Genomic DNA, 12,142 nt, shown 5'->3' on the forward strand with positions numbered 1-12,142 from the left:
ACGCCGGGTACGAGGCTCCGCAGGGCGAGTACGACTTGCAGGCCGCCGGCGCCGGATACGGCTTCGAGACCGAGTCGCCCGTCCACGACGGGGGCTACGACCAGTCGGTCCACGCGAACGCGGCCTCCGACAACTCCTGGGCCACGAACAACGCTTGGTCGCAGCAAGATTGGGCCCAGCAGGAGGCCTGGTCCGATGGCGAGGCGTGGAACTCCGGCGAGGCGTGGAACTCCGGCGAGGCGTGGAACTCCGGCGAGGCGTGGGCCGAAGAGGAGACCTGGGCGCCCGACGAGCAGGCCTGGGTGTCCGACACCGGCTGCTGGGCTCCCGAGGAGTCCTGGGCGACCGAGACCGCCGAGCCCGAGTCCGACGAGGAGCCGGGTGCACGTGCTCTTCCGACCGTCATCCCGGGGCGCCGCGCCACGAACAAGCGCGGTGGCGCGCACCGGGTGGCCGCGCCGCCCGCCGCGCTCAAGGGCCGCGCCGCGGTGGCGGCCGTCGCCGCGGGCGCTGTCGTAGCGGCCGGTCAAGCCGCGTTCGCCTCCCCCGACCAGCCCTCGCAGGCGGTCGACTACGAAGCCGCGGGGCAGATTCACGAGATCGCCGCGCAGTCGATGAACGTGGCCGACCCGACGGCGGCGCTGGACTCACCGCAGGTGCTGAGCGTTTCCGCGCCGGCCAACCTCGATCAGTTCAACGACATTCTGCAAAAGGGCCAGAAGTACGCCGAGGACCTCGCCGCACAGGAGTCCTCGAAGCTTCGCCCGCTGTTCACCAAGTTCGCCGCGGGCACGTTCACCTCCGGCTTCGGCGCCCGCTGGGGCGTGCAGCACCTGGGCATCGACATCGCGGGCCCGATCGGCACCCCGATCTACGCCGTGGCCGACGCCACCGTGATCGAGGCCGGTCCCGCGTCGGGCTTCGGCATGTGGGTCCGCCTGCTGCACGACGACGGCACCATCACCATCTACGGCCACATCGACACCGCCACGGTGTCGGCGGGCCAGCGTGTGCTCGCCGGTGACCAGATCGCCACGATCGGCAACCGCGGGTTCTCCACCGGCCCGCACTGCCACTTCGAGGTCTGGTTGAACGGCACCGACAAGGTCGACCCGCTGCCCTGGCTGGCCACCCGTGGCATCAGCCTCGGCCCGCAGCGCGACTGAGCGCCGCGTCGACGCTTGCCTGACGCGCCTTCCCAGTCGGCGGGCCGCAACCCGGCGGACCATGGATCGCACAAGCCAGAGGTAGATGTACGATCCTCCGCTGTGTTCGAGCACGATGAATGCGGGTGCGAAACCGGTTGCAGCACATAGCTGCTCGCAGCAGTCCGGTCACCGGACAGCGGAAACGAACGCAGCCGCTCCGCTCCAGCCTGGATCGATGACGATTTCGTATTCCGTGCTGTCGAACGCGTCCAACTGAACCACAGTGGTGTGGTTCTCATCGGTCGCGACAATTCGGCCATCGATCATCTGATCAACACCGTCCGCGAACTGTTGGATTCCATCCCAATCGAATGCCACTGCACCGGCGGACACCATCTCCTGGAACTGTGCCCAGGCGGGACGAGTGATACCGGTGGGCAATCGACCGAACGTTCCATCGAACTCCTCGACCACCCATCGCCAGTTGTTCGGCGGGAACAACTCGAGCAAATCGCGCAGGGGAACTAGCGTGCGCTGGGAGGTCCACATGGGAATCGTTTCGCTGATCATTAGGCGTCCTCGACGGTACAAGCGGGCTACGTCGCGAAGGCTACGACCATACGAGCAAGCCGTCACCCGATTTACTGGCGCGGCCGTTCTGGGTGCCACGCCCAGTCCGGCATGCCGACGTGCGCCGAACCCATCCGGGCGGAGGTCACGGCCACTGGCCTGAGCTGGAGAGCGTTGAGCAACGGGGCAACGGGGCAACGGGGCAACGGACCGCCAAACGTACTGTGCACTGTCATGTTGCCGTGCTGGCGAGCAATTCCGGAGCGACCTTTCACATACCCTTTGCGATGTCGGCGCGGCGCCGGGCTCACGGGGCGGGGGTGCCGGTGGGGGCTGCGTCCTCGAATAGTTCGGGGGCCGTGCGGCGAATCTTGCACAAGGCAGTAGTGGTACGCGCGGAATTGACGGCGCGCAACGCGGGTAAGGCGGAGCGCCACATGTCGACGGCATCGGTGTGCTTGCCGCGTTTCCAGTGCAGCAGCCCGGTTTCGGCAGCGCTGAGCGCCCACACGCGGGCGTGAGTCTCGCGATCCCAGATGTCGGTGGCGAGCTCGTAATAACGTTCGGCATTGGCGAGGTCGCCCAGAGCAAGAAACGTCTTCGCGGCCTGGTCCACGACCGTGCCCTTGTTCGGGCACCACATCGACACCCAGCGGGGTTGTTCGCTGGTCAGGTCAGGAGTTATGTGTGGTTCGGCGGTCCGCAGAGCAGCCAGTGCTCGGCCGTGGTCGCCGGTTTCGGCGTGACAGCGGGCGACAGCGATTGTGAGCAATGCCGTCGCATCTGGTCCGAGTTGGCCGCCGTCCCGAGTTACGGCCGCTTCGGCGAGGACGGGACTGAAGTTCGGCTGGCCGATATCCGTTCCTTGCATGGCGAGGATGCGCAGCACCCATGCGTCTTGGCCGGGCATCTGGCTTTCCTCCGCCAGCCGAAACGCCGACAGGAAATACCGCTGCGCGATGCCGTCCTCCCCGGCGTCGTGCGCTTTGAAACCCGCCAGGTAGGCCAATTCGGCGGCGGCGCTGAAGGCGGCGGAACGGACCGTCGAATCGGCGAACCGCGAGCGCAGCAGCGACGCCACGTCGGTACTCAGGAATTCGGCGACGGCGGTTCGGCCGATGCCGCCGCCTTTGACTTCGTCCATGCGCAGGAAGGCATCCGTGATTCCCTGGACGGCACGGACTTCCGGCATGCCGGCGTGCGTCGATTCATCGACGCGGACCAACCGGGCCATATCGGACTGCGCCACCAGCGCTGTCGCGGAGAGTGCGGCGCTGTAGACAGATGTGCGGAGGAACGACCGCCGGTCGACATCCGCTCGGCCCAACATACTGACCAGTGTGGCAGGGTCGCATGTCATTTCGCCGCATGCGCGCGTATACGCAGCGACCACGTCGGCCGAGGCGGCGCGCGTTCCCGTCTCGACATGCCCCAGGTAACTGCGCGAAAACGGTATGCGCACTGCCAGTTCGGCCAGCGAAAGGCCCGCCGCCTGCCTGGCGGCTCGCAGACGTTCCCCGATATCAGGAGGAAACCCCCCGTCCGTCCCCATGCGTGAATCGTAGGCGGATCAGTAGACGCGCTGTAGCCGTTTTCCCAGTCCAGAGCGAAGTTTTACGCGCGACGCTTGCAGCCGCACCCACCCGGCGGGCGCGTCTGTTCCGCCGCCCGGAACGGACGCACCGCCCGCCGTGAGCGGCCCGCGGTGACCACCACCTCGCCGGGTGGCGTGCACCCAAGTAACAAACGAGAACAGCAGGGGTGAAACGCGATGGGGTTCAACTGGTGGCGAGACGGCGAGCAGGACGACATGTCGGCGCAAGCGATCATCGATCGGGTGGCCGCCGAATGGCGCGCCGCACGCGAACGCGAACGGATCAGCGCCGAGCGGCCCGAGCCCGGGCTGTGGCCTACCGGTTGGCCGCATGAAGCTCCCGAAACGCCGTTGAGCGTTCCGGAAGCGCATCAGACCATGCAACGGCACAGGGCATGCCGAGCCGATCAATGCCCGCGTAAGGCAGCGGCCCGGCAGACGCTCATCGACGCCGGGCGCATGAAGCCGGACACTTCGCGTGAACAGCGCTGAACGGCCGGGAGGGGCACCGGCGGGTATGGGTATTCACCCCGACCGAACGGCCGCCGACGCAATCTTGTGATCGACGATCGGGGTTGTCGCGCCGGACACTCCGAGCGCACCGAGCAGGACGCCGCCCGTTCTGATCAGGACACCGCCGCCGTGCGGCACGAACGGTTCGCCCGAGGACACCGCTCCGGGCAGCAGATGCCCCAGGTCGTTGAGCGGGGCCATCTGAATGGTGTCGAAGCCGAGTGCGATCGCGGCGGCAGCTTTGTGCTGGGCGGAGTCGATGGTGGGCAGCGAAGCGCCGGGCATGCGCGCGAATGCCATCAGATTGCCGTCGGCGTCGACCACTGCGATCGTGACCGTTTTCCCGCGGTCGGTCGCGGCTCGCCGTGCGGCGGCGACCACCGACTCGGCTCGCTCGAGCGAGATCGTCATGGGTCCAGAATGACGCACCACCGCAAGAAGGTCGGAGGGTCGAGAAAGAGCACGAGAAGGGCCGGGTCCGCGCGCATGGTGGTAGGGGACGGAGGACAGCGGCCGCTCTACGGCGCCGCTGCGATCGCGAGGCCGACCAGCGTGACGACCTTGACGACCTCCAGGCCGATGTACCAGTAGTGGGCGTGGGAGCGCGGCAGTTTCTCGCCCGCCAGCACGCGATCGGAGCGGCGTGAGAGCGGCGGGCGCACCACCACGATTTGAACGGCCAGCACTGCCGCGGCGACGCACAGCCACGCCCACGTCGCCGCGCCGGGGCCGACGATCACTGCGGCGAGCACCAACAGCACCGCGAGCACGGCCTCCACGGTGTTCAGCGCACGGAACACCAAGCGGCCGATCCCGAGGCCGAGCGCCAGCGTGACCCCTGGGGCGCGGAACTTCAGCGGCGCTTCCAGGAACGAGATGGCCAGCACCATGCCGAGCCAGAGCATGGGCAGGAACCACAGGAGATGCTGTGCGGTCGTATCCACGTCGCGGACGCTACCGGCGCGACGTGGATAGGAGCAGGGTCGAAAGGCCCACGCGGCTTATAGCTTGACCAACGTCCGGCTGTACTGCGGGATCAACCGGATCTTGCCCGCGGTGCCGAAGTCGATGGTCACCGTGGCCAGTGGGCCGAAGCCCTCCGCCGCGATCACGCGGCCGAGACCGTACTTGTCGTCGCTGACCCGATCGCCCACGGCGAGGACCAAATTCGTGTTGTTGCGGGTCGCGCCGCCGGGAGCGGGCCTGCGCGGACCGCGATCACGCAAGCCGGGACGCGGCTCCGCCCAGCCGTCGCCGCGGGTCCAGTCCCGCTCCAGCCCGTCGTCGTCCCCGCCACGCCGCCGCAGACCCCTCGTCGCGGGTGAACCGGCGGGCTCGAGCCGACGCCAGTCGATGAGGTGACCCGGAATCTCCTGGAGGAAGCGCGATTCCGGGTTCGACACCGGCTGGCCCCAGCCGGAACGCACCACCGCCCGCGTCAGATACAGCCGCTGACGGGCCCTGGTGATGCCGACGTAGGCGAGGCGGCGTTCCTCGGCCAGCTCGGTCGGATCACCGAGTGCACGCATGTGCGGGAACTGGCCGTCTTCCCAACCCGTCACGAACACCACCGGGAATTCCAGCCCCTTGGCGGTGTGCAGCGTCATCATCGTGACCACCCCGGAGCCCTCGTCCGGAATCTGGTCGGTATCGGCCACCAGCGAAACCCGCTCGAGGAACGCGGCGAGCGAACCGGGATCCGGCTCCCCCTCGCCCACCTCGGGCAACAGCCCCTCCTGCCGGGCGGCCTCCGCGTTGTTGTGCGCCTCGGAGCTGAACTCGCGCGCGACGCTGACCAACTCGTTGAGGTTGTCCAGCCGGGCGCCGTCCTGCGGATCGTCGGACGCCTCCAGCTCGGCGCGATAACCGGTGCGCTCGAGCACCGCGTCGACGACGTTGCCCAGGTCGGGGAAGTCGGACTCCGCTTGCTCGCCCGCGGCCCTGATGTCGTCGAGCAGCTCGAGGAAGCCGGCGATGGCGCGCTGAGCGCGTGTGTTCAGCAGTGCCACCTTGCCTTCGGCGGCGTCGCGCAGGGCGGCGGCGAAACCGATCCCGCGCTGTTCGGCATGGACCGCCACGCAGGCTTCGGCTCGGTCACCGATGCCGCGGCGGGGCGTATTGAGGATGCGGCGCATGCTCACCGCATCCTCCGGGTTCTCCAGCACGCGCAGGTAGGCGACCACGTCGCGCACCTCTTTGCGCTCGTAGAAGCGGACGCCGCCGACCACCTTGTAGGGCAGGCCCATCCGGATGAAGATCTCTTCCAGCGCGCGGGAGTTGTTGTTGGTGCGGTAGAACACCGCGACGTCGCCGTAGTTGGCCTCGCCCTGGTCGACCAGCCGGTCGATCTCGCGGGCGACGAAGGACGCCTCGTCGTGTTCGTTGTCGGCGACGTAACCGGTGATCAGGTCGCCCTCGCCGGAATCGGTCCACAGCTTCTTCTCGCGCCGGTTCTCGTTGCGCGAGATCACCGCGTTGGCGGCGGAGAGGATGTGCTGGGTGGAGCGGTAGTTCTGCTCCAGCAGAATGGTTTCGGCGTCGGGGAAGTCGCGCTCGAACTCCTCGATATTGCGGATCGTCGCGCCGCGGAAGGCGTAGATGGACTGATCGGCGTCACCCACCACACACAGTTCGCTCGGCGGCACCCGGTCCTCGTCGCCGCCTTCCACGTGGTGGCCGACCAGCTCGCGGACCAAGACGTACTGCGCGTGGTTGGTGTCCTGGTACTCGTCCACCAGCACGTGCCGGAACCGGCGGCGGTAGTACTCGGCGACCTGCGGGTGATGCTGCAACAGCGCCACGGTCTCGCCGATCAGGTCGTCGAAGTCCAGCGCGTTCGCCGAGCGCAGCCTGCGCTGATATTCGGTGTAGACCTTGGCCACCAGGCCGGGCAGCTCCGTGTCGTCCGATTCCGCGTCGGCGGTGGCACGGGCCGGGTCGATGAGTTCGTTCTTGAGGTTCGAGATCGCCGTCGCGAGCAGGCGCGCCGAGTACTTCTTGGCGTCGATGTCCAGGTCGCGGCTGATCATGGTGAGCAGGCGCCGCGAGTCGTCCGCGTCGTAGATCGAGAAGTTCGAGTTCAGGCCGGGCAGCAGCGCCGCCTGGGTGCGCAGGATGCGGACGCAACTGGAGTGGAACGTCGACACCCACATGGCGTTCGCCCGCGGGCCGACCAGCCCGGTCACCCGCTCCCGCATCTCCGCGGCGGCTTTGTTGGTGAATGTGATGGCCAGCACCTGGCCCGGCGTGACACCGCGGGCGGCCAGCAGGTAGGCGATGCGGCGGGTGAGCACGGCCGTCTTGCCCGAGCCCGCGCCCGCCACGATGAGCAGCGGGGATCCGGTGTGCACCACCGCCGCGCGCTGCTGTGGATTGAGGCCGTCGAGCAGGCGCTCGGCCTCCTCGGCGCGCCGCTGTTCCCGCTCGACGCGCTGCCGTTCGCGCTCGGCGTCCGTGGGCGGCGCCTCGGGAACGGAGGCAGGCTGCCACCCCTCCGCCGCGTTACCGCCGGCGAGCTGCGATTTCGATGTGGGATCCGGGTGCACGACCCGACCGCCCTGCGTCTTGGGAGCCACCGTGATGTCCATCGTCCATCCACGCTACCGGCGGGCACCGACAGAGATGAAGCCCCGGGTGACGTCGGTATCGGTTCGGCGCCGGTCGACTGAACGGCGGGTGAACTCCCCCGGGTGGGAAGGGCGGGCGAAACGACCTGCGTTTCTCGCGACATTGCCAAACGGATACGTTTTGCATACCCCCCTGCCCGTGGCACACTGGCGACATGCTCAGCGCTTTCGCAAGACGTCCGATTCGGCTGCCAGCCGAACGCCGGGATCGCGGAGCCTGTACCTGAGCACGCCTTCTGGGGGGACAATACAAGGCCCCACCAGGTCTGTTTCACGGTGAAAGAACTGATCGGTAACGAGCCGTCGGCACCCGCCGATCCATGTTCTGACACGAGGAGATGAATGATGAGCACCCCTGCCACGACGACCGGGTCCGAATCCGCGCTGCCGCAGACCGAGGCCGAGATCGACAAGCTCCGCAAGGAGATCGACCGTCTCGACGCGGAGATCCTGGCCGCGATCAAGCGCCGGACGGAGATCTCCCGGATCATCGGCCGGACGCGCATGGCGTCAGGCGGGCCGCGCCTCGTGCACAGTCGCGAGATGAAGGTGCTGGAGCGCTTCAGCGAGCTCGGTCAAGAGGGCCACACCCTCGCCATGTTGCTGTTACGCCTCGGCCGCGGTCGTCTCGGCCACTGAACCGATAGCCACGCGGCGCTCGCGAGACCGTCGCTTCCGAACAGGCCGCCCCGGGTGTCGAGCACCCCGGGGCGGTCGCTTCATGTCCGCCACATGCCCGCGCACCGACGCTATCCGGGTTCCGCGGACGGTCCCTCCCCTGCGGTGGAATCGTTCAGGACACGCGGGTCGGCCCTCAACTCGGCTTCGAGACGTTCCGCTTCGACGAAGTCTTCCCCCCAAAGCATGGGGGTGTGGGCGGTCGCCTTCGGCAGTTCGGAACCCGCGGCACGCTCTCACGTGAGCGCGATGTATTTGGTGGACAGGTACTCCTCGATCCCCTCGGTGCCGCCCTCCCGGCCGAAGCCGGACTCCTTGACGCCGCCGAAGGGGGCGGCGGGATCGGAGATGACGCCGCGGTTGACGCCCACCATGCCGGATTCCAAACCCTCGGCGATCCGCAGCGCGCGATCGAGGTCGCGGGTGTAGACGTAGCTCACCAGCCCGAATTCGGTGTTGTTGGCGGCGGCGAGCCCCTCTTCCTCGGTGTCGAAGCCGACGATCGGCGCGACCGGGCCGAAGACCTCCTCGCGCAAGATCCTGGCTTGCGGCGGGACGTCGCGCAGCACGGTGGCCGGGTAGTACCAGCCGGGACCTTCGGGCGCCTTGCCGCCGATCAGCACCTGTGCGCCCTTCGCGACGGCATCGTCGACCAATTCGCCGACCGTGCGCAGTTGCTCCTCGTTGATCAGCGGGCCCAGCGTCGTGTCCGGGTCGGCGCCCGGCCCGAGCCGCACGCTGCTCGATATCGCCTCGACCAGCTTGGTGGTGAACTCCTCGAGCACGCTGTTGTGCACGTGGAAGCGATTGGCGGCAGTGCACGCCTCGCCGCCGTTGCGCAGTTTCGCCAGCATCGCGCCCTGCACCGCGGCATCGACGTCGGCGTCGGCGAACACCACGAACGGCGCGTTCCCGCCGAGTTCCATCGAGGTGCGCAGCAGCCGGTTCGCGGATTTCTCCACCAGCTTCTTGCCCACCTCGGTGGAGCCGGTGAAGGTGAGCTTGCGCAGCCGGGCGTCGTCGAGCAGCGGTTGGGTCACCGCGCCGGAGCGGCTGGAGGTGAGCACCGAAAGCACGCCGTCGGGCAGTCCCGCCTCGCTGCACAGCTTGCCGAGCAGCAGCATGGTCAGCGGCGTCGCCGAGGCGGGCTTGACGATCATCGTGCAGCCCGCCGCCAGCGCGGGGCCGATCTTGCGCGTGCCCATCGCGAGCGGGAAATTCCACGGGGTGATCGCCAGACAGGGGCCGACCGGCTGCTTGTGCACCATGATCCGGCCGGTCCCCGAAGGCGCGTGCAGGTAGCGTCCGTGCACGCGGGCGGCCTCCTCGCTGAACCAGCGGAAGAATTCGGCGCCGTAGCGCACCTCGTTGCGGCTCTCCGGCAGCGCCTTGCCCATTTCCAGGGTCATCAGCAGCGCGAACTCCTCCGCGCGGGCGGTGATCTGCTCGAACACCGCGCGCAGGATCTCCCCGCGCTCCCTGGCGGGCGTGGCCGCCCACTCGTCCTGCACCGCGACGGCCGCGTCGAGTGCGCGCAGCGCGTCTTCCGGTGTCGCGTCCGCGACGCGCGTCAGCACTTCGCCGGTCGCGGGATTGTGCACAGGGAAGGTACCCGCCCCGGTGGCGTCGACCGGACGCCCTCCGATCCACAACTGCGTCGGCACGGATTCGAGAAGTTCACGTTCGGACACCATGACGCCAGCCTATGCCTGATGAGGGGAACACATCCGACTCTCCGCGCCCGCAGCCGTGCGCGCGGCGGTGCCTGCTTGTAGTCTCGGCGAACGTGAGCAGCGACATCACCGCGACGGCGGCATGGCGGAAACTGCACGATCACCACGGCACCGTCGCGGGACGACACCTGAGGGAGTTCTTCGCCGACGACCCGGCCCGGGGCAGCGAGCTGACCGTCCAGGCGGCGGACCTGCACATCGACTACAGCAAACACCGCGTGAACCGCGAAACCCTGCACCTGCTGGTGGATTTGGCGCGCGAGGCGGGCGTGCCCGATCGTCGCGACGCGATGTTCCGTGGCGAGCACATCAACACCTCCGAGGACCGCGCGGTCGGCCATGTCGCCCTGCGGTTGCCGGAAGGCGAGACCATGATCATCGACGGCGTCGACGCGGGCGCCGAAGTGCACGAGGTGCTGCGGCGGATGGGCGAGTTCACCGACGCGCTGCGCTCCGGCGCGTGGCGCGGGGCGACCGGCGAGCGCATCACGACGGTGGTCAACATCGGCATCGGCGGATCGGATCTGGGGCCGGCCATGGTGCACCAGGCGCTGCGGCACTACGAGGACGCGGGCATCGCCGCCAGGTTCGTCTCCAACGTCGATCCCGCCGACCTGGTCGCGAAACTCGACGGGCTCGACCCGGCCACCACGCTGTTCATCGTCGCGTCCAAGACCTTCTCCACCCTGGAGACGCTCACCAACGCGACCGGGGCCCGGCGCTGGCTGGTCGCCGCGCTCGGCGAGGGCGCCGTGGCTCAACACTTCGTCGCGGTGTCCACCAATGCCGAGCGGGTCGCGGAATTCGGGATCGACACCGCGAACATGTTCGGTTTCTGGGACTGGGTCGGCGGCCGCTACTCGGTGGGCTCGGCGATCGGCCTGTCGGTGATGGCGACTGTCGGCAAGGAGCGCTTCGCCGAGTTCCTCGCGGGTATGCACGCGGTGGATCGGCATTTCGCCGAGGCGCCGCTGGAGGCGAACGCTCCGGTGCTGCTGGGCCTGCTCGGTGTCTGGTACTCGAACTTCTTCGGCGCGGAATCGCATGCGGTGCTGCCGTACTCGAACGATCTGGCCCGCTTCCCCGCCTACCTGCAGCAGTTGACCATGGAGTCCAACGGGAAGTCGGTCCGAGCCGACGGCACCCCGGTCACCACCTCCACCGGCGAGATCTTCTGGGGTGAACCGGGCACCAACGGCCAGCACGCCTTCTACCAATTGCTGCACCAGGGCACCCGCCTCGTCCCGGCGGATTTCATCGGATTCGCCCAGCCCACCGACGATCTGGCGACCAGCGACGGCACCGGCAGGATGCACGACATCCTGATGAGCAATCTGTTCGCGCAGACCAAAGTGCTCGCCTTCGGCAAGACCGCGGAGGAGATCGCCGCCGAGGGCACCGATCCGGCGCTCGTGCCGCACAAGGTGATGCCGGGGAACCGTCCCTCCACCACCATCCTCGCGCCGCGACTCACCCCGTCGGTCGTCGGTCAGCTGATCGCGCTCTACGAGCATCAGGTCTTCGTGGAGGGCACGATCTGGGGCATCGACAGTTTCGACCAGTGGGGTGTCGAACTCGGCAAACAACAGGCGCTCGCCTTGGCGCCGCTGCTCACGTCGGCGGAAGAGCCCGAACCGCAGGAGGACTCGTCGACCGATTCGCTCATTCGCTGGTACCGCGCCCACCGCTGATCGCGTGCGACGCTCGGCGCTAGTCGCCGCCGCCCGTCGGACGGTCGCGCTGTGCCTCGTTCAACTGCTGGATGATGTGTGAGGTCGATATCGCGATCAGAATGCCGATGACGCCCAGGTCGAAGGCGACCTGCACCATGGTGGCCACCTTCGCGGCGGTCCCCACCGCGTGCACGTCGCCGTAGCCGATCGTGCCCAGCGTGACGATCGTGTAGTAGAGCGCGTCGGTCCGCGTGTGCAGACCCTCGAACTGGCCGGGTGCGCGCGATTCCAGCACGTAGTAGTACAGGGCGAAGAACGTGACGACGACGCAGACCACGAGCAGCACGTCGTTGATGCGCCCGACGGTCGCGCGCGGATCCATGATGTACCGCCGGATGCGCCACCGGGCCAGCCAGATCAAGCCCGCGACGCCGACGACGAACGCGAGCAACGCCGACACGCCGGACAACCGGCCCAGATGCAGGGCCTTCAGCGGCAGGAAGTAGTAGAACAGCAGAGCGCACACCACGGCCAGCAGGTTGTGCAAGGCACGCGACAACCTGCCGACTGCGCGATTCTCCGTCATTCCTCCATCATCGGCCCAGGT

At 68.1% G+C, this 12,142-nt stretch carries 11 protein-coding genes and 1 pseudogene; 4 read left to right on the forward strand and 8 right to left on the reverse strand.

Annotated features, from left to right (window positions below):
* Positions 1–35 precede the first annotated feature (35 nt).
* Positions 36–1,166: a M23 family metallopeptidase gene (locus ACWEO7_RS00625; RefSeq protein ID WP_452420028.1), complete on the forward strand. Its 1,131-nt coding sequence runs from the start codon at positions 36–38 to the stop codon at positions 1,164–1,166.
* A 168-nt stretch (positions 1,167–1,334) separates the two neighbouring features.
* Here ACWEO7_RS00625 and ACWEO7_RS00630 read toward each other — a convergent pair whose 3' ends face one another.
* From ACWEO7_RS00630 to ACWEO7_RS00640, 3 genes and pseudogenes are all read right to left on the reverse strand, one after another.
* A complete protein-coding gene (locus ACWEO7_RS00630; protein ID WP_452419883.1) occupies positions 1,335–1,718 on the reverse strand; it encodes a hypothetical protein in 384 nt (127 codons plus the stop codon).
* Positions 1,719–2,025: 307 nt separating this feature from the next.
* On the reverse strand, positions 2,026–3,048 hold the full coding sequence (locus tag ACWEO7_RS00635) for a hypothetical protein (protein ID WP_452420031.1): 1,023 nt from the start codon (positions 3,046–3,048) through the stop codon (positions 2,026–2,028).
* A 45-nt stretch (positions 3,049–3,093) separates the two neighbouring features.
* Positions 3,094–3,270, reverse strand: a pseudogene (locus tag ACWEO7_RS00640) (helix-turn-helix domain-containing protein); the annotation flags it as partial.
* A 219-nt stretch (positions 3,271–3,489) separates the two neighbouring features.
* On the opposite strand from ACWEO7_RS00640, the gene ACWEO7_RS00645 reads away from it, so the two are divergent.
* Entirely contained in the window at positions 3,490–3,804 is a 315-nt protein-coding gene (locus ACWEO7_RS00645; RefSeq protein ID WP_450023060.1) for a hypothetical protein, read from the forward strand.
* A 33-nt stretch (positions 3,805–3,837) separates the two neighbouring features.
* Here the strand turns inward: ACWEO7_RS00645 and ACWEO7_RS00650 are convergent, their stop codons facing one another.
* The 3 genes from ACWEO7_RS00650 to pcrA all read right to left on the reverse strand — a co-directional run bounded on the left by ACWEO7_RS00650 (position 3,838) and on the right by pcrA (position 7,412).
* Positions 3,838–4,236: a GlcG/HbpS family heme-binding protein gene (locus ACWEO7_RS00650; protein ID WP_452419884.1), complete on the reverse strand. Its 399-nt coding sequence runs from the start codon at positions 4,234–4,236 to the stop codon at positions 3,838–3,840.
* Between the two features lie 107 nt (positions 4,237–4,343).
* Entirely contained in the window at positions 4,344–4,730 is a 387-nt protein-coding gene (locus tag ACWEO7_RS00655; RefSeq protein ID WP_450023092.1) for a hypothetical protein, read from the reverse strand.
* A gap of 96 nt (positions 4,731–4,826) precedes the next feature.
* A complete protein-coding gene (gene pcrA / locus ACWEO7_RS00660; RefSeq protein WP_452419885.1) occupies positions 4,827–7,412 on the reverse strand; it encodes a DNA helicase PcrA in 2,586 nt (861 codons plus the stop codon).
* 384 nt (positions 7,413–7,796) lie between these two features.
* On the opposite strand from pcrA, the gene ACWEO7_RS00665 reads away from it, so the two are divergent.
* A complete protein-coding gene (locus ACWEO7_RS00665) occupies positions 7,797–8,090 on the forward strand; it encodes a chorismate mutase (protein WP_062977356.1) in 294 nt (97 codons plus the stop codon).
* A gap of 275 nt (positions 8,091–8,365) precedes the next feature.
* Here ACWEO7_RS00665 and ACWEO7_RS00670 read toward each other — a convergent pair whose 3' ends face one another.
* The gene (locus tag ACWEO7_RS00670) at positions 8,366–9,823 is read right to left on the reverse strand and encodes an NAD-dependent succinate-semialdehyde dehydrogenase (protein ID WP_452419886.1); all 1,458 of its coding nucleotides are present in this window, start codon (positions 9,821–9,823) and stop codon (positions 8,366–8,368) included.
* Between the two features lie 92 nt (positions 9,824–9,915).
* Between ACWEO7_RS00670 and pgi the strand changes: the two genes are divergently transcribed.
* Positions 9,916–11,553, forward strand: coding sequence for a glucose-6-phosphate isomerase (gene pgi, locus ACWEO7_RS00675; protein WP_452419887.1), 1,638 nt, complete (start codon positions 9,916–9,918; stop codon positions 11,551–11,553).
* Positions 11,554–11,572: 19 nt separating this feature from the next.
* Here the strand turns inward: pgi and ACWEO7_RS00680 are convergent, their stop codons facing one another.
* The gene (locus ACWEO7_RS00680; RefSeq protein WP_452419888.1) at positions 11,573–12,121 is read right to left on the reverse strand and encodes a potassium channel family protein; all 549 of its coding nucleotides are present in this window, start codon (positions 12,119–12,121) and stop codon (positions 11,573–11,575) included.
* Positions 12,122–12,142: the final 21 nt, after the last annotated feature.

It is taken from the genome of Nocardia sp. NPDC004260 (assembly GCF_053603155.1).